Below are 26,154 nucleotides of genomic sequence, written 5' to 3'. Positions count from 1 at the left end.
TTCGGCTTATGGGTCAGCGGGCAAAAGCGGTGTAAATCTAATCACCGCGCAATGTAATCAAACCCCATTGCTATCACCAGAGCTTCGAATTTTTTAAAACAGCGCGCGCGGGTAGGACCCAAACTACCAATCGGCATTTTGAGCCGTATGGCAAGTTTATCGTAACTAGGTTTGGGTGATTCGAGGAATAAGGCGGTAAGAAGTTCGCGGCAGGGGGATCCGGTCTTGCGGAGCGCTTCACGCACGATGTGCTGGCGCTCCCACAGTTCTAATTGATCCGGCGGTGGAGCCGCAGAATCCTCAATGTCATCGTCAAGCGTATCTTGACGATGGTATTGTTTGAGTGCGCGCAAGGTCTCGCGGTGCGTGATGGTGATGAGCCATGCCGCAACCGTGCCGGGTTGACGCAATTGCGCGAGATGACGGAATGCAATGCTGAACACGTTTTGGAAGACATCGTCGGCGTCATCGGTCGAAAGCCCGCTGCGGATCGGAATCGAATACACCAGTCGCGCATAACGTTCGACAAACGTGTGCCACGCTTTCTCATCTCCAGCCAAACAGCGTTGAATAATGTGAACATCTTCCTGGTTCATAGGCTTTTCGACTAGCATCCGTTATTGTAGGCAGTCGCTTTTTTCTCCCTGCAAGCATTGTATCAGAAATGCGATGTTGATGCAACGCACCCAGCGTCGTTGTACTCTACATCGCACAATGCGACAATCAATCCGTGCGCGCCGTACTTTTGAATACTGGCGTCCATCGCGGCAGTATCGTTGAGAATCGAACGCTGGTCATCAGATTTGATCGCTTTGGCTTTGATATCCCAGTTAATTGTGCGCTTGGCATCAAAGCATGCGGTTGGCGCTTTGCCAAATCAGTCGCCGGGCATCGTAAACTCGGCACCGAGGTTGCGTTGGCAAAGCAGTTCAAAGTAAAACGCCCACCATTCCATTTGACGCCAGTTGAAATTCGCGGCTTTCAGCTGAAGCACGCATTTTTTGCCGTCCCATGATTTTGGAATGCGGGCAAGCGCGAATTGCGCGATTCGCGCATCGCGGCGATAAGACAATGCTGTCATCGCTGTTCCCCTGCATCAAAACAAGCGGCTAGCTTTTTCGCGCGTCTCAAGTGTGATGCGCTGATTCGCAATGTGACAGTACTCTTCCGATATGTCAAATCCAATGTACCGGCGATTGTTCCGCAACGCCATCGCACACGTTGTGCCGCTTCCACACATCGGATCGAGCACGATTTGCTCTGGCTTGGAAAAACAGAGGATCAAATCCTCAGCCAGTTTGTCGGGAAACGTCGCGGGATGTTGGAGTTTGAGTCTGTTGCCTTCAGTATTGCTTGTCGCGTATTGCCAAACCGTACCGCGACATTTCAACGGGTTAACTGCTTTGGGTTCAATTTTCTTAAAACCACCGTTTGTCAACCGATCCGTACCCGAATAGATCTTGCCGGCGTGTTTGCTGGGAATCATCAGATGTTCTTTTTCAAAGGTCGCCGGGCGTTTGCCTTTGAAAAACATCAGGATGTATTCGTGATCCACACGGAAGCGTTGCGTCCACCACGCACCCGGGTTGCCATCGCGTCTGTAGATGCACGTCTCGAACAACCTCCAGCCGGCATCGTCAACCCAATTCACCGCGAGACGAAACGTGGTCATTGACTTGGCAAAATCTTTCGTCCCATCGCCAACAACCACAACGCATACTCCACCATCTTTGGTTACTCGATACAACTCTTTGCCGAGCCGTTGATAATCGAACGTCCAGTTGTTTTTATAGTCACGAATGCCATCGTACGGCGGTGAAAAAAGTGTTAGGTCCACGAAATCATCAGGCATCATCGGCAACATTGCAAGACAATCCGCGTTGATGATCTCATCTACCTTGAGCGTAGATTCTTTCAACGTTCTCGATTTGCGCGTCACATTTGTCACCCGATTCAAGCGCGAAGGAAAAATTCTCCGCGCTTCTCCCCACCCTACGGACACTGAATCACACCTTGCGCCCAGAGACAACCCCCACACACCGGCGCGGGTGTGCCCAGACAATCTTCCTGGTTCGAATCGAGCAGGTCGCACCCGCCGCAGAAACTGCACGGCGGAAACGCGAAACGGTGCACGCGTTCACGGTACGCCAAGTACTGTTCGTCGTTCCACAAATCAGCAAGCGAACGTTCATTGATGTTGCCGAGAATGTGCCGCCGCAAGTTGCGTTCGCGGTTGCGTGTGAACACGGTGTGATTGTGCAACAGCGGCGGACACGGACTCACGCCGCCGTCCCAACCAATCGTCGTCGCGCCGTTCTCGATGAACACACACGCATCGTTCGCGCCGCTAAAACTGTTGCCGGCGTACGTCACGCTCATCCCGCTCTTGAGCGCGGCAAAGAACGCATCGCGCGTATCGTCGTTAATGTCCATCTTGGGCAGACTCAGTTTTGGAATCCACTCGGATGAAATGTACGCGACATCCTTGAGCGTGCGCTCGTACAACACTTCTTGGCGCATCTCTTGGGTATATGGCAACACGTTGCTCACCGAAAAAAGCGTCGCGCCGAGCGAGCGACCCAGTTCAAGGACGCGCGGCAAATCGGCGATGTTGTTTTTCATCGCGACAAACGCGACGCCGATTTCCGGCTTGGGGTGATAGAATCCTTTCCGCATTTCTCGAAAGCGCGCCAGATTGTGAATGACGTTCGGCAGTTCCGCACCCAGCCGCACATCCTCGTAACTCTCCGGCGACGCGCCGTCGAGCGAAACCCACAATGCATCTAGTCCGGCGTCAATCAACGCGCGTGACATTTTTTCGTTGAGCATCGTGCCGTTCGTCGTGATTTCGACGCGACAACCAATCTCTTTGACGCGGCGCACCATCTCGGCGATGTAAAAATGTCCGAGCGGCTCGCCGATGCCGGCAAACATCACCGTCGGGCGGGTGCCGATTTCGCGCAGTCCGTCGAGCACGCGCTCGAAGGTCGCACGCGTCATGGTCCCCATCTCTTCTTCCCAGGTGTTCCGCATGCACGTGCGGCAGACGATATTGCACCGGCTCGTTGGCTCGACGTACACCCGGTTGAGATGCGTGATCGGACGGTGCATGCGCAGCGAATTTGTTTGCGGGTCCACGCGAAAGCGCGCGCCGGGCGTCAAGCCGTACTGCGCCGCGAATTCCGGCGGCAGCACCACCCGCCCCTGTTCGTCCACGTGTCCCCAATATGTTTGTGTCGTACTCATGGATACCCTTTCATGTCATTTCGGTTTATGCTATAATCCGAAACGAAACGTATAGTGTGATTATACCCGCTATGCGCGGGATTATCAAAAAGACGCGGCATGGATTTCTACGCGTTTGGTACAAAGTTGTTGCGCGGCGAAGCGTGCCGCCATTGACGAGTGACGACGCTCGTCGAACTAGAAAACGGAGTTGACGATGACTCAAGTCACGCTCAAATTCACCGGCGAAGTGTGGTCGCGGGTGAACACATATCAAATGGGGTTTGCCTTCGAGGGACGCAATCTGGGCGACTTGCTAAACGCGTTCTTCGTCCAACATCGTGTGCGCGATCTCCTACTCGATGAGCACGACAAGATCATTCCCTGGTCGCGTGTCATCGTGAATGGAAAATTCTCCGAGACGATGGGCGACCTGGCGATCCCGATTCACAACGGCGACGAGGTTGTCCTGGTTCGTCCATTCGTGCTGATGTAGTTTTCAAGAGACCGATGACACACGTAAGCGTCAAGTTCACCGGGTTGATTTGGGAACGCGTGCGCGTCTATCACACGTCGTTCGCGTTCGAGGGCGAATCGCTGGGCGAACTTTTGAACGCGCTCTTTGCGCAGTATGCTGTGCGTGACATCGTGCTGGACACGCACGATCAATTCGTGTTTCGCTCCGGCGTCCTGATCAACGGGCGCGCCGCGAAATTGCTCGGCGGCTTGCGCGCGCCGATTCGCGAGGGCGACGAAGTGATTCTGATGCGACCCAGCATCGGCGCCGCGTGAAAAACCAAACCTCTCGCCAGCGATGGATGCGAGAGGTTTTTGTGACGAAAACTATTTCCCAGGAATAAAGTCCCATTGTGGCTAACGATGAAATAGAGTAGACTCTGGTCGAACGTTAAGAACCATTCTCCGATAATGGCAAATCCGGCGAAAGCCGGAGACGCAAAGCTACGGGCCTAAAGTCAAACGACCATGGTCGCCGAGTTACCGAAGAGACCCTGATTGGCGCGCGGTGTATTTGCCAGACCAATTTCATCGGTCTGGCAATTTTTTTTGCGGGCATCCCAATCGTCGCGCGCGCCTCTGCCATTCCGCTTCGGTTACTCGGAGCGGATTTTTTGTTGGCGCACAAATCTACGCGGACGTGCAAACCGCGCTGAGCACTGGAGAGGTTGGGGATGATTGACGAGACACGGGAACAATCTGCCGACCAAGCAGAACCGTCACGCTGGAAAAGTTATGCGAAATTCTGCTTGGCGTTTGCGCTATTGACTCTCGCCATGTTATTGACCGCACTGTCCACTCACGCCGATGCCGTCCCGCCGAAACCAATCATCGCACGCGCGGACGCGGCGAAACAGACCGTTTACAAATCTTTTCTGCCGATGACAAACATCAGTTTGCCAGCCGTATCGCAAAAGAAAGGGTTGGCATGGACGTATCAGTACTGTGAAGACGCACAAGCAGTCCGCGCCAAGTGGGTGTACGACTGGGGCATGAATCCAAAAATTTGCAACGCGGCGCTCGAGAGCATCCCGATGATCCGCGACGCGAGCCAATGGGCGCAGACCAAACAGGTCGGCGGCAACTCGCAGTGGATTCTCGGATTCAACGAACCCGACCTGTGTCCCGACCAGGCATGCTTGACGCCCGCGCAAGCCGTTCCACTTTGGCGTGAGATCGAAGCGCAGTTCCCAAACAAAAAACTGGTCGCGCCGGTTCCATCGCAAGCACATTTGAATTGGCTGATCGAATTTCGGAATGCTTACATCGCGGCATATCGGACGCCCCCGCGCTTTAATGCATTGGCGGCGCATTGGTACGGATTCTCGTACAACGACGCCAAGGCAGTGATCAATTGGTACAAGGCGCGCGCGACTGAATTTGGCGTCGCCGAGATTTGGATCACCGAATTTGCGTTCCCCGTGCCGGATAATCGCGCGTGCTTCGGAGTGACGCAAGCCGACGCGATGAATGACGCGCAGAAATTGATCGCCGAATTGGATAACGACGCGATGGTTACGCGGTATGCGTGGTTCGCGCCGCGTGTAGACACGAGCGACCCGTTATTGACCGGTGGACAATCCGAATGTCACGCACCGCTGCTGGATTTCTCAGGCAACACCTTGACCAGTTGGGGCATGATGTATCGCGCGCGCTAGTCTCCCACGCGCCACGCGAGCGCGGGATCGCCCAGCAAGACAAATGTCTCGATCACCTCGCGCACCGCGGGCGAATCCGCATCGAGTTTTTGCTTTGCCCGCGTGAGTCCCTCGCCCAGTGTCGGCGCGGCTCGCTCGAACAATTCGCCAAAGAGCGCGTGCATCAATTCGCTCTGCGCGCTCGAAAATGAAATCCCGGTCGGCACAATCCCCGCGATAATTCCACCGTCCGATTTGAACAATAATTCCTCGGCGAGCGAATCCTTGAGCGGATGATAGAAAAATCCGTCCAAGCATGTCGGCGTGAAAAGGATCGGCAGTCGCTCGCCGTTTCTGATTTCGCCGAGATACATCGGTCCGAATAGCGGACCCGTTGCCCACAAGTCAACCGAGCCATGCCCGACATACGTTACCAGAGACGCGCCGGCATTCCATTGCGCGATCAAATCCGCACGCGCGCTTTTCACGTCGCCGCTTCGCCCTGCGAGATAGATTTTCCGCGTTTGCATTCCCGCCGGCAAACGCGCGGCGAGCGCGTCGGACATGAGCGTAAAATCGGGCGCTTTGTCGTCCGCGACAAAAATCGCGCGCGCGCGCCAATCTGTCGTGCGTGCGCCGGATTCGTAGGCAATGATCTTGCTCACAACGCGCGCAACCTGGTCGGGCGTCTTGGCGGGAATGCGTCCAATCGCAAACGCTGGGCGAATGTCTTCCTGGCTTGTCGCGGCGAATTGATTATCGCTCGCGTTTTTTTCCGAGTTGAGCGTATCCACGAGAAAGGTCGGCAAAAGATTCTTGTTCGGCGCGTTGAGAACATCGCGATAATCGTAACTCGCTTTGCCGACCAACAGCACAAAACGCGGCGCGGGCTTGGACCATTCGCGTTGTGTGAAATCGAGAAACGCGCGCAGCACATTTGGCGACTCTGCGCCATAATTGAATTCATCGTAGATTTCATTCGTCGTCACGACGCGCACTCTCAATCCACGCTTGGCGCGCCATTCCACGAGTGGTTGCAACGCGTTCACAAAATCGCGCGCAGCGTGCGTGATGATAACGTAATCCGCCTGGTTTTCGATTGCACGCAAATTTGTCGGCGGCATCGGGGCGATGTGCGGCGCAAATCGCGGCGCGGATGAACTCAATGCGAGCCATCGGCGCGACGCAGAATCTCCACTAACGAAAGTGAGCGCGCCCGACGCGACGTGAGCGTTCGCGACGCGGCGCGGTTCACCGGGGTCCGTGATGTCGTAAAGTTCAATCGCCTCGCCGTTGAATCCTTCGACGCGATGCGTTCCCTGGCTTGCGCCGAATTCCAGGGCATCGTTTTGAGCGATCAGGCGGCGCGTGTACGACATCTCAATCGAACTGAGCAAAACCACATCCGCAATCGCGCGCGTGTCGCCGGGCGCGACCAGGCGCACCGTGTTCGCGCCCTCGCGCACAACCGTAGCGGGAATCGTTACTGCGAAGGAATGGCTTGCCCGTCCGCTCCATGTTTCGTCCGCGACAGGTATATCGTTGAAAAATACGCGCAGATGATGATTGGGCTTGCCCGCATCGTCGCTGTTGCCCTGAACGCTCACACGCAAACGCGCTTGGTCCGGCATCGCCCCCGGCAAGGTGATCGGAATCGTCGTCGTCATCGGCGCATTGAGCAATTGCCAAAACCAGGACGAATTCGTCGCGCCAACCTGGGGCGCGTACACACGCGCGGGCGCGAGGCGAATCGAAGCATCGAACATGGTTCTCGGTGCTGAGGTGGATTCCGCCAAGTCAATCTCGCGCATCCGTTTGCCCGATTGCGCGCCCCAGGTTAGCCAGTACACGTTGTACGCGGAGTACGGCGAATTGCTGGCTTGCCCATAGAAATCGAGCGCGAGGTTCTTTCCTTCGCCCTGTACGCGAATCGCCACCTCGCGGTCGCCGCGATAAAGTTGCAAGGTTGTCGCGTCCATCTTTTCGACATCTACGCCGGCGCTTTGCAATGCCGCGCCGGAGACGCGATGAAAACCATCTTCCGAAACGAAAAGTTTGTAACGCGGTGAAGAAATGGACGCGGGAGAGTACGCGCAAGCCGTCAGCAGAAAGACCCAGGTTGCGAGGAGAAAAATTCGTGCGGGGAAAATCATCGCCAAAGATGCGGGCGGACGAACAAGAAAAATGCCAGCGCGCCACAAACAAACGACGCGAATCCGAGCAGCCCTGCCACGCCAATGACTCCGCCGCGAACTAAAGCGCGCCAGTCCAGCATCCTCGATTGCGTCGCGGGCGGTGTGGTCAGGTCTTCGCTATCGGCAGGGTCTTCGCGCGACGCCAAGCGCGCCTCGACCACCGGCGATGGCTGAACGGACGGCGAGAATGGTATCATCGCATTTTGATTCGCCGGCGTTGGAGTGGCTCGGCTTGGCGCAACCGCAAGTCTGGCGGGTGTTTTGCTTGATGTGGCTATCGGGTTTGCCGGCGTGCGACTTGGGGTGACGGTTGGCAAAGGCAACCCGGTCGCGCTGGGGATTGGTGTTGCGATCCCAGGCGTGGTCGCGGTTGCGGCGGGTGATGCGATGCTCGCCGTCGGCGTCGCCGTAGGTCCATTCACCACCGCCGAAACGATTTGTTCGTAATAGGCGCTTGTATCGCCGCAAGGTTGACCGTACGTTTGCAAACGATAATAGTACTGGACGCCGGCGGTCAGACCCGCGTCTGTTAATTCATACGATGCGCCCATCACATTTTGAATGCACGGCGATTGGCTTTTCGTACTTGGATTCGACCCGACATGCAGCCAATTTTTTTGATCGGTCGAACGCTCGACGTTAAAGCCCCAATTCTTGCGCTCGGATGACGTTGTCCAGACAAGTTTGATTTGCCCCGCGCCGCCCTGGGCAGCGAAGGATGCAATCGTCACATCGGCGAATACGCCCGGCGGATTCTGCATGACGAGCACGGTCAGCAACAATGTAATGCCCAAGGTAAACGCGCGACTCCAGGCGCGCGGACCAGCTAGAATTGACTTATGATACAAAAGTCTCATGTTCGCAACTCGGTTCAACGCGAGATCAACGGAAAATAAAATTTTAACCTGGGAGTAAACGCCAACGCGGCGCTCGCTGGGTCGCCGAAGAGAGTGAACTCGTCCACCAAATCGGAATGCCCGCCCATCGCCACCAAACTCGTCTTGCTCGAATTGATCGCTAAACCAATCGTCTCCACCGATCCGTTAAAAATCGCCGCATAGAAACCCTGGGTAAGCACATCGTGTCCATCGTTGACACCCAAGCCGGTCGAGGACCAAACCGCCACCGCGCCTTGCCCGTCCGCGCGGATAAAACTTTCCGCCAGGGTGGTCACGCCGGCAAGATGAAACATCCCGGTTTTGCAGGTCAATTCAAGCATGATGGGTGTTCGTCCGCCATTGTTGATCGTGTCAAACAGGTTCAGCGTTGAGCCGGAATTTCCAAACAGGTTTTCGCCTGCCCATTGGAACTGCGAACCGTGACCAAAATAATTGATGAATCGTCCACCCGCGTTCAATGTCGTCGCGATCGCGGCGCGTGCAGCGTCAACCGATGTATAGTGCCAGGCATAACCTGGGTTTGGCGGACTAGGCGCGGGGTCATAATACGCCCGCGTCACGGTATAGGTTGCCGGAATGAAACTGGCAAGGATGCCATCCGCGGTGGCATAAAAATTTCCGGCTAAATCCGTACCGCCACTCGACGTATAATAATTGTCGGTGACAAAGCCAATCGTCGTGTGCCAATCGCCGGGCGGCGGTGATTGTTCCAACGCGATGATCTTGCTGATCACCGCGCGCGCTTCTGCCGCGCTCCGCACGGGTAGCCGCCCAATCGCCATGTCGGGCGTGAGATCATCGCCGACCAGGTTCACGAAACGGTTATCGGTTGCGGTCTCATTGATGAACCGATCCACTGCATCGAGGTAAGGTGGAACATAGTTTGCTTCATAAGCGACAGAGGTAAACCCTGGTCCAAGATTGTTGGGTTGATCGTTGCGATAATTCATCGTACCATCACCGACGAGGAGAACGTATGCCGGCGCGGGCGCTTGCCAATTTGCGTACGCGTAACGGAGAAAAGCGCGGATCGCCGTCGGATCGAACACCCCGTCGCTGAATTCATCGTACACGTCCGACATGTTGACGCGCAAGACGCGCAATCCTTGCGCGGAACGCAACGCCGCGAGCGGCGCGGTGGCGCTGTAGAAATCATCCGACGCAATGATGATTTCATCCGCGCCGTTCATGGTGTTTCTCAAATCGGATGTGGAAGCATCGCGCGTGATGCTCAAGGGTGATTTTACGGCGTGGTCAGTTAGCGCAACGTATTGAGCGGGCGATCCCAGGTTGTCGGAAAACGCGAGCGCATAATTGCTTCCGAGATTGCTCACCGAGAAATTCATCAGGCGGATGACCGTGCCAGGATTGGTTACATCGTAGAGCGACACATTGCTGGCGGCAAAATTCGTGACCGTGAGCTGAACCGTGCCAGTCACATCCGACGCAAACGCTAGATAATTATTGCGCGCGGCGTACTGATGGTCATAGTCCAGCTCAAACCAATTCGTGAAAACCGTGTCGTATCCCAAGCCGGTATCGTTCGGCAATGTGAGCGAAATCGAATTCGTGCCGGAAATCAGCCAGGATTGAGTGAACATCGTTTCCGTTTGACGTGAAATGTCGCCCGTCCAGAGGTCATCCTTGATCAGGATGCCATTGATGTAGATTTGCTCGTGATGCGGAACTGCATCATTCACATTCCCCGCCGCGCCAAAGACGTTACTCCGCAATGTGGCTGCGCCGGTATTGCTTGCATCGGTCAATGTGAACGTGTACGTGGAGGGCGATTGGATGAAAAATTGATTCGCGACCGGATAGGTCGTCACGACATTCCAGTACCAGTGATCACCGTTGCCGTGCGGTCGGTCGCCCACGTAAAAATGATTTTCTTCGATGCGCAAGCGATCTCGAAATGTGTTGGTCGCCGGCGGCGACGCGGTGGGAGTTGCATCGCGGGTGGACATGCGCGCGCCGTTCGAACCGCCGTAGGACAACCAATAAATATTCGTGTCCGTATAGACCGTGTTCAATCCAAGTCCATAGAAATCAATATAGACGCTCGAATTGAAAACGCCGGCAGATTCGTTGGCGACCTGGATCGGAATTTCCGTGTCATTCTTTTTTATCTTGAAGGTGCGCGGATCAACTGACGCTGGTACGCCAGCCGCTGTGAGCGCGGCAAAAGTCAAACGATAGATCCCGTTCTGATTGACCGCGATTTTGAAATCGCCCGACGCGACGCTCGCGCGTTTTGACTGAACGATTGGCGTTCGCGGCATTCGCCAAGATCGCGCGGCGGAATAATTCAAGAATTGATTTTTCAGAACGCGTTCAAAGACACCTTCATCGCGCGATTCGCCCAGGGCTTGGCGCGTCTGCCCATGCGGAAAAGTAAATTGAACTTCGACCGTCATTCGCTTGAACCAACGCACGCGCTGCTGCGCGGCATTGTACTGAAACGGGAACAAGGTGATTTGCGCCCAACGCTGGCTCCGCAGAAAACCGGTCGAGCCAACCTGCGCTACGGACGCCGGCTCGAAACTGTTTCGCGCATAGGATTGGCGGTTGGGTAGATAGTCCTCACCGACGAAATTATAACTCTTGGTATCATATCCTTTGCGATCTACGCGCGGCATTGGAATCGGCGACAGGTTCAAGCGACCTGGTATTTCGACCGCCTCTTGCGAAAGCACTCGGACCGAAATGTCCGCGCCCTGAGGAATCGCGATCAAGACGCCGCGAACCGGCAATTGGGGATTGCCCGGCACATCCATACTCGACTGTGTTCCCGGCGCGGACAGCGCGTCGAACGCATTGCCATTGAAGGTTCGCCGCGCGAGTTGATAAGTTGGAACCGACAACTCGAAGACGACGCTGTTTGTGTCCGATTTAATGAGACGCAAACCATCCTTCATCTCGGTTTGAGCCGAGGTGGATTGAGTTGTCAATAAGACGAGAGAAACCAGTCCAACCAGTCCAATGAACGCGGTGGCAATCCAGGTTTTGGTATTACATTCCTTTCTCCGTTTCTGGAACATTATTTTCCGCGTGTGATCCATAACGTGGTCCCAAGCAACAAGAGTACGGCGGCGATCAAAAACGCGATGAGCGGAATCATTTCGGGGAGTGGATGTCCAAAAATGGTCGGGCTAGCCCCGTGCGCGATAACGGCAATCGGGTCTTGCCGCGTGTGTTCACCATTCAAGTCCACATCTTCGAGTTGATAATAATAAGTCACGCCGGCAATCGTTTCAGTGTCGGTAAACGTGTACGTTCCGCCGAGATATGGATCGTTGGCGGCAAGCACAAGCTCACGATTGATTTGCGTAAAAGGACCGGTGGCGCTTTCCGCGCGATAGATGACATAGCCCAACGTATTGACTTCATGCCGCGTTGACCATCGGAGAATAACGAAAGATGGGAGGGGGTTCTTTGGACGATTGGATGCCAGGTATTCGTGAATCGCATACGCCAACGCGAGAATGGCGACGAGAATCAAAAATGCCGCGCTCAAGCGAGCCGATAGCAAGAATCTCACAACCCCTTTAGCGATCGCGCTGGTTGCGCGATGGGTTCGTTCCCGTGGTCATACGCAATCTATTTCGACGCGTCCGACTGGCGAGAGTTGGTCAACTGAAGAGATTTTGGCATTGATAGCCAGGTTGAAAGGGTCCGCCGGTTGTGGCTTTACCGTAACCAACACCGATTGGAGTACATGCCGACGCGCGTGCTTCAAGTTTTTGTTTGTACACCATACGCGGTTTGGTGTAAGGTTTCTTTTTGGAAATTGGTTTGTCGTGCGCCTTGTTCATCTCATTCATGAAATGTCTCCTTGCTATATTATCGTCGTAACTTTAGATGTGCTGTTAACGATTTAGGATCATGGCTCACGTAGAGACGTTGTATGCAATGTCTGAACGTGAGCGCCTTCCAAGAGCAAACCTTAATCTCGATGGGACGCGCCGCGATTGAATCGTCAGAAGATCTATACATCGAATCAGGAAAAGTCGGCATGACGCGCGACATCGAATAGATAATCTTGGAGATGCGCCGGAATTGGAAAATCCAAGGGTAGGATTTTTTTCTCAACCAATACCTGACGCCGCGCTAAAGCATCACGACAATGGATCGTGGACGGCGCATGAAGATCGCCGTTTGCCTCACGCGCCATGCCATGACAACGCGTGCAAAGTCGGTTCAGTTCGCATGTCCGGCAAATTGGCAATTCCGACCAGGTCAGCGCGCCGAGTTCCCGGAAGACTAGCGCGCCATCCCAGATTTCTTTCAAAGATTGATCGCGCAAATTACCAGCCGGAATGCGCGTTTGGAGACACGGAAAAACCGCGCCGTAGGGATCAATGACCAGACTGCTCGAACCGATCGCGCAAGGATTTTGCGTATCATCCCGCAGCGGAGCAAGCGCAAAATCATCGGCGTTGATTTCCGCGCGTAGCAACGACACCAGGTCGTCGTACGTCAGCCGATGCTTTACCGGACTCGTGTCCCCGTTATCTTTTGCTGTGATAGTTGGATCGTAATAAAACGTCGCACCCACATTTGCCGCAAGCGCGCGCAGCGCAGGCAATTGCCGGACGTTTTCGCGCATCAGCGGTGTTTTCATCACGGTATGGACACCGCGTTCGCGCAAAAGACGAAACGCGCGGAGGGTCAGTTCAAACGAGCGCGGACGTTGCGTGATCGCGTCGTGCGTCGCGGCATCCGCGCCATATAACGAGAGTTCGACGCCGGTTGGATGCAAAGCCGCGATGCAATCGGCGAGCCGGGGATTGATCAGGATGCCGTTCGTCATCAGACGAATTGCCAAACGCTTGCGGCGCGCGTACTCGGCGATCTCGAAAAAATCGCGTCGCACCAAGATCTCGCCGCCGGAAAAGGTCATTTGCAACGCGCCGATCCCGGCAATTTGGTCAACGACTTGCTTGGCTTGAACAGTCGTCAATTCGCCTGGTATTGCGCCAAGCGGTGGGGATGCTTCGAGGTAACAGTGCGCGCAGGTCTCGTTACACCGATAAGTTAATTCCCAATGCACGGCAACAAGGCGATGTTGTTTCGCCATTTTGGCAAGAATCCGCGCGTAGGGGTTATTCTGAGACGGGGCGTCTACGAGATCGGGCAGCCTATTATCAACGGGCGTGGACGGTAGCATTGTCGAGTCGCTCAACCTGGTTTGATTCTCGCGCTAGTTGCGACGCCAGCCAAACTTCAGAACGCCAACGCTCACAACGATGCCGAGCAACCCAAAGGCGACGACCATCATCGTCCAATCCGTGCCACTGCTCGCGCTCAATGAGTACACGCCAAGTGGCGTAGGATTGTTATACTCAAAACACTCGCTTGTGCTGTTCGTGTCGGACATGACGTTATAGTTGTAAGGAATTGCATCCGTTGGAGTGAACACCGTCAAGAAGCAATAACGTCCGGCGAATGTCGGTGTATAAACCGCCGATGTTACCGAACTATTCTTTTTATTTCCCGCGTTGACAACGTTCAAGGTCTTGGTGCCAATGTCGGTTACCGTATAGCCCGCACCACTTGTTGTCGTGAGACATCCATACGGAAGCGTGGAGGATAGTGGAGGCGAAAACGGAACGATGGTATCCGCGCAGACATAGAAATGAACATTGCCAACAATGTCAGATGCGCCCGCGGCTGTATTCGTCATCCACACCGTGTCGGTAATTGCTCCGCTCGTCACCGTGCCGCCGCCGGCGCGGGTACCACTGTCAATCGGATACGCGCTTCCCTCGAACAATTGCGCCTGATTATCCTGACTACCACCCGTATAGTTGAGTTTTGGGTCCTTCACATGCCAGGATGCGCCACCGATCGCGCCAGAGCCGTTCGAATAACCCCATGTCAGCGGATTGATGCGCGGGTTACCACTCAACGCAAAATGACCCGCGAAGGTCACAAGTGCATCGGTTGCATTCGTCGTATAGATCAACGTGTATGAGATCACGGTCTGCCCAGAGGTATCTGAGCCGTTGGCAATGCCGCAGGAAGAAAGATTATTCGTGCAATGGGATAGGAGCATGACCGCGCTGGTAATCGGTTGGTTGGCATAGATGCGAAGTTGACGGTCACCATACAATCCTTCGAACGCGTTAATGCGCGATTGCGTGCTTCCATCCACCTGAAACGATCCGCTTACAAATGAATCATCCGGCAAGGGAACGTTATAGATGTTTTGGTTCGTCGTATAAACATCCGTACAGGTAGCCGTATCGCCGGGGTTGTAACCGGCGCATGGATTTAGATAGAAATTGGAAACGCCGGCGATCTGCTTATTGATCACGACGGCTTGGTCCCACGAAACAAGCATGTCGTAGCCATGTTTCGTTCCATCAGTCCAACTCGCGGAAAAGGTCAAGTTACAAACCCTTGTGGTGTTGTTGCATTGACTGCCGGCGGAACCGCTGTACAAGTTGGACAAGAGAAACCGCTGCGGGCTTGCCATACCTTCGATGTACGACGAATTGGAGTTGCCGACGATACCGGTTGTCCAAGAACAACTCTGGGGATTGGTACCCGCAACACCATTGGCGCACTGATCAATCCCTACGCTTGCCGCGAACACGGGTTCTGCTGTGGGCAGAGCAAGTAAGAGGATACCGAGTACGAGCAAGAACGTGGCAAAAACTAGGGAGCGAACTAGACGCGTGCGTAGCCGATCTGAATAGGGTCGAAGCATGATAATCTCCTTAAAGATTCTCGTTCACGAATGTTGGACTGAAAAAATCACCCTGGAATATCAAGGCAAGCGAAAAAACTTTCGCCGACCAAATGATGTTTTGTCTTGCAAGTTCGATTCTCAAATTCCGTAATTGCTTGAAAAGGAATAGGCGCGCGAAGCGTCTAACGCCGTTTTCGCGCCGCGCTACCTTGGCGCTTGCGTTCCCGCGCCAACGCGCCTATTCCTAGTTTCGCGCAAAGATGATCGCGCCGAACGCGAGAATGCCAAGCGCGCCGATGGCTACCGTCGCGTGCGTCAGGTCGGGTCCGCCGGATTCCACTTCCATGCTCGCGATCGTAATGGGGGTGGGCGATGCCGGCGCATTATTCGACAAGACCCAGGACGAAAAACCAGTGATGGCATTATGCTCCACCCAGTTATTCGTCGTGTTGTTGTTGGTGTTGTCGAATTTGGTCCACGTGTTTGAACCCACGAATTTCCAGAGCGCCAGCGTCGCGCCTTCCGTGTTGCCGTTGAGTTCCGCATCGAGATAGTGCAAGCGCAACGTCGCGGTGAAACTATCAACGCCGTTCGCATTGATGGAATACAGACGATTGACCGCATTCGAGAAATCGGCATTCGCCGGTTTGGGTTTGACCAGCGACATCACGATGCTGGGCGACGCGAACGTTCCACTGGCAAAATTGATGGACACGTTCGGATTGCCAAAGCAATAGGTCGAGCCGGCGCTGATGCTAGTGCGTTTCACATTGCCCAACACATCGCCGTTGCCTGAACAGGTCGCACTACTGCCCAGGGTGAGGTTGTTGGACGAAGCAGTCTGAAGGTCTGTGGTCAGCGTCAATGTTCCGTTGACGGTAGCATCGGCGGCGAGTGTCGTACTGCCCCCGGTTCCATTGTTGATCGTGAGATTGTTGAAGGTGGTTGTGCCGCTAATCGTTTGCGCGGAGGTACCGTTGAAGCCGACAGTGCTTGTGCCGGCAGTGAAGGTACCGCCGTTGTTGATCCAATTGCCTTTGACATCAAGACTCCACAAACCGCTTGCGGAACTTCCTCGTTGAAGAGTCGCCCCACTCGCAATCGAAACATTCCCGTTCAGAGACATTGTAGCGGTATTTGAGGTGTTGCCGCTCTGAATCGTTCCCGTCCCACCTTGAAGATCGAAATTACCACCGATGGTGACACTCACAGCATGCGTGGTTCCCAGTCGCAATTCACCTGTGTTTTGTTTTGTCAACGTTCCATTCACGACACTCAAGTACCCAGCGAATTGAATCGTGCTAGCCGAGTTGATGATGACATTGCCAAACGTGGGTAACGCCGAGGATGTAGTTGTTGCCCAGTCCTGTATCTCGACTGTGCTTCCGGAACTGAAGGTCCTATTGCTCCCAGTGATAGGAACAGTTGTTGCGCGGTTATGAATAAACTTACCTCCATCATTGATTGTAAACGTAGTTATTGAAAAGGATACTCCGCTGCCGGCGCTGTACGTCAATATACCGCCACTGTTGATAATAATAGTTCCAACCGTGGTACTTGTGCTTACCAAAGGGCTGTTAATTGCGGGACCAATCACCGCAATATCGCCGGACACCGGCACTTGACCACAATCCCAATTTCCAATGGTCGCCCAAGTGCTATCAACATTTCCAGTCCAATTACAGGTTGCTGCCAAAGCGCTTTTTGGCGTCAACAGCAACAACCCAGCTAACCACACAACTACAATTAGGGAAAAACGAATTGGTTTTGCCATAGTTGCCTCTCAACATAATTCAATGAATTCAACCATTCCAAGCCAAACAAATGATATGCCCCACGCTCCCAATCCTACTCAACTTGGGTGACGTGGTGTGTCATCAAACACTACCATCTTGTTTTGCGCTAACGTTTCCAAAAACTCTTCCACATCTTCTCGCGCTTGTTCGGGCGTCACTTCAAATTCATCCGCAATCACGTTCACCATCTGCTGAACCGTGTGCGCGCCGTCTATCAATTCCCATACGCGCGTACCCACCGGGTTCAACACGGTCACTTCACCGGCATCCGCCAAAACGATCACCGCCTCATCATCCACGATCTGCGCGGCAACCTGGGAATGCGGCACGGGATAACTAGTCAAGTTCATCAATCACCTTCCAAAAGCCGTCATCGCGGCTAAAGTGTAACTCGCGGACTGGGACATGCGCGACCAAGTCTGCGCAAATTTTCATTACGCGTCCGGCATTAGCCGGCTGGCTCATCACAAAGGGCACACACGCTGCGAGCCGGGACACGCCGCGCGATGAAACGACCGGCGCGAGGTAATGGCGCGTGTCCTTGGCGAGCGCATACAGTCCCGCCAGATGCGCGGAAAGATTCGTCCGGGGCGCTTCCATCATCTCACCGCGAAAAGGCACCCCGAACACACGAAACGAGTCGCCGTCTTTTTTGAGGATAACCAGGTCGTCGCTCAACACCGCGCATCCCAGGTCGAGCGATAACCGCGCGGTGGTGGTCTTGCCGCTGCCGGACTCGCCGAAGAACACATAGCCCGCCTGATCTCTGACCACGCCCGCCGCGTGCAGCAACAGTCCGCCTGCGCGCAAACAGAGATGCGCGTACAGCACGCGCAAAAAGTTTTCGACATCGGCGTGCGGCGCGATCTTGACCGCGCCCTCGCCGCCGTCAAGGTCTACCCACCCGGCATCAAAGTACGAACGATAGGTCAGGCGATTGCCCGCGAGCGCAGTTTCGATGACCCAAGGTCCTGGACGCGCCGGCACAAATCGTGCCTCGGCGACGACCTCCACGCGCACGCGAACTTGCGGTCGTCCCTCGGCGACGATAAACGCCGCGTAGCGTTCGCGCACCTTGACGCGCATCGCCGCATCCGCGATATCAAGCGCGACGCGAATTCCGGCAATATCAAGTTCGATCACATTTGGCATCGCAGGCACATTCTTTAACCTGGTAATTCAGGACGCGGATGGTTTTTATTCGCCAAAACCCGCGAGCCGATTTCTTCTTGCTGATACAACCCCGCCACCAACCCGAGGAGCATCCAAAACAAGATGCCCGGTTTAGCGCCCAACGCGACTGCCTCGGTCAATCCGTACAGCAGGTGCGCGAACAAGCCAAGTCCCAATCCCAGGACGAGCACCTGGGTGACGCGCGGCGTCAACCAAGTGGAGTCTGGCGCGCCGGCAGATTTCCACGTCGCTTGACGCCACACTTGGCGCAACATCCAAAACGCGATTGCGTAGATTCCGACCAGTGCGAGCAACCCAGGAATTCCCAGGTCGAGCGCGGCTTGGAAATACTCGTTGTGCGCGTGCGCGATATCGCGCCCGACGTAAATTGGATCGTCCGGCTCAAGCGTATTCACGAGGTAACGAAACGTATTCATCCCCATGCCCGTGAGCGGATATTTCTCGATGCCCATCCGTGCGCGCGACCACACGACCGCGCGACCGTTGAACGTATCGAGCGAGACCGATGCGCCGCCGATGCTGAACGAGCCAAGCGCCTCGCGCAACAACGGGTCGGTTTCGTAGCGCCACGCGAAGGTCACGAGCAGGATTCCGATGGCGATCAAAATGCCCGCGAACAATCGCGAACGATGCCGAACCAACCACAGAACCAACAAGACGGTCGCGACGGCAAGGGCTAGATACGCACTCCGCGATTGGCACAACAGGAAAACTAAAACGACAAACAACAGGGCTTCACCGATCAGCAAGTTGATCGGCGCAAGCCATCGGCGCGGCACAGGGGTTTGGTGTTTCAGTTGCGTCAACCCGATCAACCAGAATGCGAACCAGGACGGGATCACCCACAACAGCGCGCCGGCAACTTCGTTCGGGCTAATGCCCTTTTCCGCGCCGGGCAGACCGACGATGCGCGGCTCAAAGCGATAAGTGAAAGGCACGAGCGCATCGAACTTGATCGCCCACTGCGTGCCCAGCAAACCGATCACCGCGACACCCAGTCCCGCGAGCAAGAACACCAGGAAGCACAGCCACCAACCGCGCGGACTCTTTGCATAACTGGCAAAACCATCGAACACGCCGATACCCAGGATCAAGCCGGCAATTTTCGGCAGACTCACACCTACATCGTACGTCACGCCGAGACTGACCAGCATCATCAGGCAAAGCACAAGCAGCGCCGGATTCAGCGGTGTGCGCGCAAACGGTTGCTCGCCCGCCAACCAAAAAATAATCCACAGCCCCGGCACGATGACAAGCGCGAGCGCGATATCAGGGGAGGGGAAAAATAAAAAGGGCGCGACCAGCATCAAGATGAGCCATCGCCGGCGTTGCAGAAACCTGGCGCTGCGCGAGATGCGGTTGGTCAGAACGATCATTTCACCATGGATAGAGTTTAGAGGTTGGAAGTTGCAAGTTCCAAATTCCAAATTCAGACCGCCACCACGGCGTTGCCGCCGCTATTCTTGGCGCGATACTGCGCGTGATCCGCGCATTCGATCAAGGCAGCCAATTTCTGGACCGCCGGATGCATCCCAACGACACCCAAACTCACCGTGATGCGAACACTATCCCCCCGCTCCGCCGAACCGACAATGAAGAGCGTCTCTTGAATCGAGCAACGCAAACGTTCGGCAACTTTTTTGGCGGAACTCACGTCCGTTTCCGGCAAAAGCACGACGAACTCTTCGCCGCCATAGCGCGCCACAATGTCAATCCCCCGGATGCCCTCGCGGCAACACTCCGCGAGATCGCGCAGCACCACGTCGCCGGCGGAATGTCCATACGTATCGTTCACGTTCTTAAAGCGATCAATGTCCAACAAGATCACCGACAACGGACGTTTGTTGCGCACCGCCCGATGCACTTCGTACTCGCCGAATTGGAACAAGCCGCGCCGATTGTACAAGCCGGTTAGTTCGTCCACGATTGCCAATTCGCGCACCTGCGCGTGCAAACGCGCATTCTCAATCGCGACCGTGATTTGGTCCGCGAAGGATTGCAAGCGTTCCGCGTCCACGGGCGTGAAACGCGCGGTCGTCGCGCTGTCGAGATTGAGAAAGCCGATCACGCGTCCGTTCATCCGCAGCGGCGCACCGGCATACGCGCGAATCCATTCCGTCCCGGGCAAATCCGCGTTCCAGGCGTCGCACGCGCACACATCCAGAATCGCGACCGGACACTGGGTTTCGATCATTCGTTTCAACAACGGCATCTGCTCGATCCGCGCACCTTGCATATCGCCCCGCCCGCCGAAGGATTCGTACCCGCGACCACGCGCGAGACGCAGCGAACCGTCCGCATCCAACAACAAGATATTCGCGGCGTCATGTGGCACAACCCGCCCAACGTTGATCAAGATCTGCTCTAACACTTGATCCAGATCGAGTGTGCCATTGACCATCGCGGTAATGCCGCGTAACGTTTCCGCGAAAATCCGGCGTTCGCGTTCGGCGATTTCGGCGCGTTTGAATTCGGTAATATCGCGATCAATGCCCAGCAAGTAAACGCAATGCCCCGCCGCATCGAGAATCGGCGCGAGCGTCGTTTGCGCGACCGACGCCCCGCGCGCGCCGCTCTCAAACCGAATCGGTTGGCGGGCTTGGCTCACTTGCCGATATTTCGCCACGGTGAAGGAGACCTCCGATTCGGGCAGTACTTCTTCAATGCGTTTGCCGACCACCTCCGCTTCCGACAAACCCATCCGATTCAAATACGCGCGGTTTGCCGAAATGCAACGATAATCTCCATCGGAACCCACTCGGAAGAGGAACATTGGATCCGGCGCATGGTGATACACCAACGCGGCTGGATCCGCGCCCTCGGGCAGATGGAGTTCTTTTGATTCGCGGTTGAACAGTTCCATGCTGAATACGCTCCCTCGTTGAGATCAGAACTGGACGTTCTCGAAATACGTTACGAGACCGGCGCGATTGCCGGGTTGGTGAATTGCTGGGTCGCGACGAGCGCGCGATAGAACTCGCTGTGCGCGCTCAATTCGCGATGCGTGCCGGACGCGACCAAACGTTTTTCATTCAACAACAAAATGCGATCGGCGTTTTGAATCGTCGCGAGCCGGTGCGCGACGACGAACAAGGTTTTCCCGCGCACGAATTCCGGCAACGCGTCGAAGATGGATCGCTCGATCAAGCCGTCGAGCGCGGCGGTCGGCTCGTCCAAGATCAAAATGTCCGGGTCTTTGATCAGCGCGCGCGCGATGGCGAGCCGCTGTTTCTGTCCTTCCGATAAATTCACGCCGCGCTCGCCGACCTGGGATTGATAGCCGTGCGGCAGATCGGCGATGAACGCGTGGATGCCGGCGATCTGCGCGGCGCGCATCACTTGGTGCTCGCTCGCTTCGGGATTGCCGTACCGCAAATTCTCCATCATCGTGCCCGCAAGCAACACCGTGCTCTGCGCGACGTACCCGATGCGCTCGCGCAGAGAACCAAGCGCGTACTCGGAAGCGGGGATGCCATCGAAGCAAATCTCGCCGCGCGTCGGTTTGTAGAATCGCAGAAGCAAACTCAACAGCGTTGTCTTGCCGACGCCGCTCGGTCCGACAATTGCGATGCGTTCGCCGGGTTGCGCGCAAAACGACACTTCCTCGATGACCGGCTCACTGCCGTTGTACGCGAACGACACATTCCTGAATTCGATCTCGCCGCGCAAGCGTGCGACGCGTTTGCCTACACCCAGGTTTTCTTCCGGCACGATGTCGAACAAGGTCGAAACGCGTTCGAGCGCGGCGAGCGCGTTTTGCAATTGCAGATTCGCGGAGGCGAGGAAAAGCGCGGGACCGTACACGTAACCCAGGTACGCTTGAAACGCGAGGAGCGAGCCGAGCGTCCATTCGCCCTGAATGACCCAGACCGCGCCGGCGATCAGCACGACCGCGCGCGCGGCGTCCGGCAGAATACCGATGGCGAGGTTCGCGAGCGTGCCGACCGTCATCTGTTCCATCGCGATTTGCCGCGCGGCATTCAGTTGCTCCATCACCTGCGCGACGGTGCGCTTTTCGGACGCGAACGCTTTGATGAGCGCGGTCGCGGAGAGCGATTCTTGCATTGTGCGCGTGACGTTCGCCTGCCGCTCCATGCTGGCGTGACTCAGGACGCGCAGCTTGGCGGAGAAATAGCGCACGGCAAATACGAGCGCGGGGAGTACGATCAAGGTGACGAGCGCGAGTTTCCATTCGAGATAAAACAGGAACGCGACGCCGCCGATGAAACGCAGAACGTTCGTCACGATATAGACGAGCGTGCTAGAAAAGAACCAGCGCAAGCCCTGCACGTCCGAGAGCAAGCGCGACATCAAATAGCCGACCTCTTTGTCGTCAAAGAACGATTTGGGGAAACGCAGCGTGCGGTCGAGCAGATCGCGCTGAATGTCGAGGAGCACTTGCTGTTCAAAGCGCGTAAAGAAGAATTGCTGTAACGTGCCGGACGCCATCGCGAATACCTTGATGACGGCGAGCAGACCGAGCGCGATGACGAGCAAGTTCAATTGCCGACCCAGGATCACATCGTCAATCAGAAAACGATAGATGAGCGGATCGGGAAACGCGAGAAGCGCATTGAAAAGGATGAGGAGCGCGCCGAGCGCGCCTTGCCGCCAGTGCCGCGCGACGAACGGTTGTAGATTCTTGAGATTCGCTTTTGCACCGGCGTAACCCCCGCGCCCGGCGAGCCGGTCCGCCGGCGACGTGCGCGCGAGTCCTTGTCTGAGATAGGCAAGCCAGGTGGTCACGTCTCTCCTGAGATACGACTTGTCACGTTCGATGCGGTCCTCTCCATCACCGCGCCAATCGCGCGCCAATCCACACCATCTTTGGGGAAACGCATTCGATACGTCGGAACCGCGCGACACGCCTCGCACACGAGATCGAACGCGCGCACGCGCAGATGCTTGGGCAACACGGCGAGAAAACTCGCGTGCTCGTTCCAAATGTGCGCCATCGCCTCCGTGCGTTTCAGCGGAATCAGTTCAAAGCGATCCGCCTTTTCCAAGAAGAACATACCGCCCAACGGCGCGGCGCGCGGACCATCGTGATACAAACCCCAGGGCGTGCTGTGAACAACAAATGCGTTGCCGGTTTGGCGAATGATATTTTGATCGTCGCACAAAATCGCCGCGCGCGGCGCGGTGCGCGCGACCGTCGTCTTGCCGCCTTCGTCCGGCGCAAAGAATAGCGCGGCGACTTGACCGACGACGACGGCGGAACTGTGCAGCATCATCGCGTCGAACGTCGGCAAAAAGGGCGCGAACAAACTGGGACCCACGTAACACTGCGCGAGAAATTCGTCATGCTCCAGCGTGTGGAATAATGCCACTTCGCGCCGCGCGAAATCGAACAGCGTCACTGCCCAGTCGCGCAACTCGACGCGGTTGTGCTCTGGCTGATTGAGCGACGCCCACAAGCGGTGTTGCACAAGCGGCGAACGCAAGAGCGGGGTGGTCCACTCTTCGCGCGAGAAAACCACGTCGCGCGAGATGCGGCGAGCGGGTGGCAAGGTCAGTGGGAGCATCGCCGACGCGTCGAGCGAAACGACCTGCGCCCGGCAACGCACATCACTGGCGCGCGCGTTCGTTTGAAAAGGCGCGAACGCGTCTTGAAAGGGAAATGTCGTTTCGGCTTGAGTGTGAAACGTGACGCCGGCGATTTGATGCGTTTGGGTGAACAATTAAACTCGATGGGACAAAGTGGATTGGATCAATGCGCGTCGCAACTAACCGCCGCGTGGCACTGCTGAACCGTTCGAGCACACTGCGAATGGAATCGAGCCGTTCGCGCAACCCGCCCAGCGCGGCGCCGCGCCGGCTGGACTACACAACGAAGGGTCTTGCGCCGGGAAAAAACCGTTGGTACACGTTTCTACCGCCGGCGTACTGCCGTCAAGGCACATCCCCAGCGGACCGAGTCCGCTCGCGGTGGGAGTAGATAAATCGCGCGCGCGTGGCGGCTCGTAGACCGGTCGCCCATTTTTCTTTTTCACATGCACTTCCGTTCTGAGTAGAGGCGCAATACCTTGGTCGAAGGATGCCCCTACACTCTGCGACCGGATGGATCGGGTCGAGAGAGGATGAGATCGTACGGTTTGTCACACTCAAAGCGATTGGTATGTTGCCACCAACGGGCGATGGTGCGCCCATGCAGCACGTACTTGACCACGCGTCCTTGCTCGGTCGTCAGTGTGAGTTGCGTGATCGCGGGGTGCCAGAGGCGCGCAACGATGCGCGTATCGCGCAACCAGCGATAGACGCGATACCCAGACCACGTGATCAGTTGCCACGCGTCTCGCCGAACGTGACGCCTGGCACGCGCGAGCCAGACCCGCGCGAGCGCGATTCGCCCACCGCGCACCGAACGCGTCTTGCCATCGCGTTCGGCGCGCGTCACACGCCCGATCAAGTTGTCGGCGGTTACCGGGAACGCGTCGCAACAAGGATTGTTGTCGCCTTGTGTTACCAAGCCCGCAGACGTGATGGCGACAACGCGATGCACGATTTCGTCCGCCGCGTCGCGCTGGTTTGTCGCGCGAAAGACGACAACATCGCCAAGACGAATCTCGCCAAGCGACATTGGCGCGATGAGCAAGCGGTCACCGAGGCGAAATGTGCCGCGCATGCTGTCGCCGCGATAATAGCAGGTGAGTGTTCCATCGCGCATTACTTTGCCATTGCCTTATCAATCGCGTCCCAGTCTACTTCGTCTTTGGGTGCGCGACACGATAATACCGGGCTTGGTGATCAGCGACATTGGTTATCCACACACAGCCACAACCGGCTGTTTGTTTCTGGGCGGTGGGAATAATCCCAGGTCATTCGCGCGATCACAAAAATAGTACGGAGCATTCAACTTTCCAGCAACGTGAAAATTATTCGCCACACACTCGCCCTGACATATATCGCGATGAAGACATTGCGCGCAGATTCCTTCCAACCGCAACGGAATTTGCTCGCGCAGACGCACAAGCCCAGGGCTAGTACACCACACCTCATACAAGTCATTCGTCTCGGCATGACCATAAATCAATTCCGGGATTGTCGTGCCAATTCCACACAACGCTAGTTCGCCAGTCGCCAACATTCCGAGGATATTCTTGACCGTGCATCTGCCAAGCGCATCGTTGAGCAGTTTACGAATCGGGAAGAATGCAAAGGGAATATCAAAATGAATCGGCACTCGGCTTTGCGGCGCGATCTCATCTTCGATGCGGCGATACAGTTGGATAATCTCCACAACATCCAAACCCTGGTCATCGCAGAATCTTTCGCCGCGACCAGTCTGCTGAACATGGTTGAATTTGACCGAGCCACACCCCAGTTTTTCCGCGAGCGACACAACCTCCGCCATCTCAGAGACGTTGCCCCTGTGCAGCGTACAAATCACTTGCGGGCGAAATCCCACTGCGACCAGGTTCTTGATCCCGGCAACCGCACGGTCGTAACTTCCTGGCACACTCCGCAACGCATCGTGCGTTTCCGGCTTGACGCCGTCCAGACTGACAGAGATAAAACAGACGCGGGATTTTTCTTTCAGGAATTTCGCAAGCGTATCATCCACCAACGTTCCGTTCGTCTCGATGACGATATCCAATCCGGCATCGTTAATCAAAGAAACAAGTTCACGGAATTGCGGGTGCAACATCGGTTCGCCGCCGGTTAATTTGATCGAGCGCAAGCCCAGCGGTTTGCCCTCGCGGATCGCTTTCTCGACGTATTCCAGTTTGACGTATGGACCGCCGTCGCCGTCCGGTTGAAACTTGGGCACGATCCAACAATGCCGGCAAGCCAGGTTGCACGAACCGGCGGCATACACGTACAATGAGGTGAGCGGCGGGACGCCTTCGGGCAAATCGAGTTGTATCGGCGCGATGGTTTGCGCGGGGGTTATTGGATCGCAAGTTGTGGTCACTAGGTTTGTCTCCGTATTGTGCGGCAAATTGGAAATTTGCCCTACGTCATCTCCATATTGTGGCGCAAATTTCCAATTTG

24 protein-coding genes and 1 riboswitch are annotated in these 26,154 nt (G+C 55.9%); of the genes, 3 read left to right on the top strand and 21 right to left on the bottom strand.

The genetic code is table 11. The annotated features are described in order from the left end of the window. Positions 1-41 precede the first annotated feature (41 nt). The 4 genes from HY868_16125 to HY868_16110 all read right to left on the bottom strand — a co-directional run bounded on the left by HY868_16125 (position 42) and on the right by HY868_16110 (position 3,246). On the bottom strand, positions 42-596 hold the full coding sequence (locus tag HY868_16125; GenBank protein MBI5303664.1) for a sigma-70 family RNA polymerase sigma factor: 555 nt from the start codon (positions 594-596) through the stop codon (positions 42-44). Positions 597-877: 281 nt separating this feature from the next. Beyond that, positions 878-1,081 carry a hypothetical protein gene (locus tag HY868_16120; protein MBI5303663.1) on the bottom strand — a complete coding sequence of 68 codons (204 nt, stop codon included), beginning with the start codon at positions 1,079-1,081 and terminating at the stop codon, positions 878-880. Positions 1,082-1,096: 15 nt separating this feature from the next. Next, positions 1,097-1,864, bottom strand: a complete 768-nt coding sequence (locus tag HY868_16115) for a site-specific DNA-methyltransferase (protein MBI5303662.1) — start codon at positions 1,862-1,864, stop codon at positions 1,097-1,099. A 128-nt stretch (positions 1,865-1,992) separates the two neighbouring features. Next, the gene (locus tag HY868_16110; protein ID MBI5303661.1) at positions 1,993-3,246 is read right to left on the bottom strand and encodes an SPASM domain-containing protein; all 1,254 of its coding nucleotides are present in this window, start codon (positions 3,244-3,246) and stop codon (positions 1,993-1,995) included. A 196-nt stretch (positions 3,247-3,442) separates the two neighbouring features. On the opposite strand from HY868_16110, the gene HY868_16105 reads away from it, so the two are divergent. The 3 genes from HY868_16105 to HY868_16095 all read left to right on the top strand — a co-directional run bounded on the left by HY868_16105 (position 3,443) and on the right by HY868_16095 (position 5,399). Continuing rightward, positions 3,443-3,721: a hypothetical protein gene (locus HY868_16105; protein MBI5303660.1), complete on the top strand. Its 279-nt coding sequence runs from the start codon at positions 3,443-3,445 to the stop codon at positions 3,719-3,721. A gap of 14 nt (positions 3,722-3,735) precedes the next feature. Continuing rightward, positions 3,736-4,017 (top strand): MoaD/ThiS family protein, encoded by a 282-nt coding sequence (locus tag HY868_16100; GenBank protein MBI5303659.1) that lies wholly within the window; start codon positions 3,736-3,738, stop codon positions 4,015-4,017. 127 nt (positions 4,018-4,144) lie between these two features. Further along, a riboswitch (cyclic di-GMP riboswitch) is annotated at positions 4,145-4,229 on the top strand. A gap of 186 nt (positions 4,230-4,415) precedes the next feature. Continuing rightward, positions 4,416-5,399, top strand: a complete 984-nt coding sequence (locus HY868_16095; protein ID MBI5303658.1) for a hypothetical protein — start codon at positions 4,416-4,418, stop codon at positions 5,397-5,399. Here the strand turns inward: HY868_16095 and HY868_16090 are convergent. The 17 genes from HY868_16090 to HY868_16010 all read right to left on the bottom strand — a co-directional run bounded on the left by HY868_16090 (position 5,396) and on the right by HY868_16010 (position 26,074). Continuing rightward, positions 5,396-7,531 carry a hypothetical protein gene (locus HY868_16090; protein ID MBI5303657.1) on the bottom strand — a complete coding sequence of 712 codons (2,136 nt, stop codon included), beginning with the start codon at positions 7,529-7,531 and terminating at the stop codon, positions 5,396-5,398. The genes HY868_16095 and HY868_16090 overlap by 4 nt on opposite strands. Then, complete coding sequence (locus HY868_16085) at positions 7,528-8,367, bottom strand: hypothetical protein (GenBank protein ID MBI5303656.1); 840 nt, start codon at positions 8,365-8,367, stop codon at positions 7,528-7,530. Before HY868_16085 ends, HY868_16090 begins: the two co-directional genes overlap by 4 nt. 77 nt (positions 8,368-8,444) lie before the next feature. After that, positions 8,445-11,378 carry a hypothetical protein gene (locus HY868_16080; protein MBI5303655.1) on the bottom strand — a complete coding sequence of 978 codons (2,934 nt, stop codon included), beginning with the start codon at positions 11,376-11,378 and terminating at the stop codon, positions 8,445-8,447. 134 nt (positions 11,379-11,512) lie between these two features. After that, positions 11,513-12,013, bottom strand: coding sequence for a hypothetical protein (locus HY868_16075; protein ID MBI5303654.1), 501 nt, complete (start codon positions 12,011-12,013; stop codon positions 11,513-11,515). A gap of 91 nt (positions 12,014-12,104) precedes the next feature. Further along, positions 12,105-12,296, bottom strand: a complete 192-nt coding sequence (locus HY868_16070) for a hypothetical protein (GenBank protein MBI5303653.1) — start codon at positions 12,294-12,296, stop codon at positions 12,105-12,107. A 176-nt stretch (positions 12,297-12,472) separates the two neighbouring features. Then, positions 12,473-13,552, bottom strand: a complete 1,080-nt coding sequence (locus HY868_16065; GenBank protein MBI5303652.1) for a radical SAM protein — start codon at positions 13,550-13,552, stop codon at positions 12,473-12,475. Positions 13,553-13,675: 123 nt separating this feature from the next. Then, positions 13,676-15,187, bottom strand: a complete 1,512-nt coding sequence (locus HY868_16060; protein MBI5303651.1) for a hypothetical protein — start codon at positions 15,185-15,187, stop codon at positions 13,676-13,678. A gap of 226 nt (positions 15,188-15,413) precedes the next feature. Further along, on the bottom strand, positions 15,414-16,226 hold the full coding sequence (locus HY868_16055) for a hypothetical protein (GenBank protein MBI5303650.1): 813 nt from the start codon (positions 16,224-16,226) through the stop codon (positions 15,414-15,416). Positions 16,227-17,021: 795 nt separating this feature from the next. Next, positions 17,022-17,315, bottom strand: coding sequence for a PqqD family protein (locus HY868_16050; GenBank protein MBI5303649.1), 294 nt, complete (start codon positions 17,313-17,315; stop codon positions 17,022-17,024). Further along, a complete protein-coding gene (locus HY868_16045) occupies positions 17,302-18,117 on the bottom strand; it encodes a hypothetical protein (protein ID MBI5303648.1) in 816 nt (271 codons plus the stop codon). Before HY868_16045 ends, HY868_16050 begins: the two co-directional genes overlap by 14 nt. A 14-nt stretch (positions 18,118-18,131) precedes the next feature. Then, positions 18,132-19,535 (bottom strand): O-antigen ligase family protein, encoded by a 1,404-nt coding sequence (locus HY868_16040; protein ID MBI5303647.1) that lies wholly within the window; start codon positions 19,533-19,535, stop codon positions 18,132-18,134. A gap of 53 nt (positions 19,536-19,588) precedes the next feature. After that, positions 19,589-21,022, bottom strand: coding sequence for a diguanylate cyclase (locus HY868_16035; protein ID MBI5303646.1), 1,434 nt, complete (start codon positions 21,020-21,022; stop codon positions 19,589-19,591). Positions 21,023-21,072: 50 nt separating this feature from the next. Continuing rightward, the gene (locus HY868_16030) at positions 21,073-22,905 is read right to left on the bottom strand and encodes an ABC transporter ATP-binding protein (protein ID MBI5303645.1); all 1,833 of its coding nucleotides are present in this window, start codon (positions 22,903-22,905) and stop codon (positions 21,073-21,075) included. Beyond that, entirely contained in the window at positions 22,902-23,840 is a 939-nt protein-coding gene (locus tag HY868_16025) for a hypothetical protein (protein ID MBI5303644.1), read from the bottom strand. Before HY868_16025 ends, HY868_16030 begins: the two co-directional genes overlap by 4 nt. Positions 23,841-23,885: 45 nt before the next feature. Next, positions 23,886-24,152: a hypothetical protein gene (locus tag HY868_16020; GenBank protein MBI5303643.1), complete on the bottom strand. Its 267-nt coding sequence runs from the start codon at positions 24,150-24,152 to the stop codon at positions 23,886-23,888. 50 nt (positions 24,153-24,202) lie between these two features. After that, positions 24,203-24,826, bottom strand: a complete 624-nt coding sequence (locus HY868_16015; GenBank protein ID MBI5303642.1) for a signal peptidase I — start codon at positions 24,824-24,826, stop codon at positions 24,203-24,205. A 93-nt stretch (positions 24,827-24,919) separates the two neighbouring features. Further along, positions 24,920-26,074 carry a radical SAM protein gene (locus tag HY868_16010; GenBank protein MBI5303641.1) on the bottom strand — a complete coding sequence of 385 codons (1,155 nt, stop codon included), beginning with the start codon at positions 26,072-26,074 and terminating at the stop codon, positions 24,920-24,922. Positions 26,075-26,154 lie beyond the last annotated feature (80 nt).

The organism is Chloroflexota bacterium, assembly GCA_016219275.1.
In the GTDB taxonomy this organism is placed as follows: Bacteria; Chloroflexota; Anaerolineae; order UBA4142; family UBA4142; genus JACRBM01.
The sequence above is the reverse complement of the archived record's forward strand: the minus strand, read 5'-3'. Positions and strand labels throughout refer to the sequence as shown.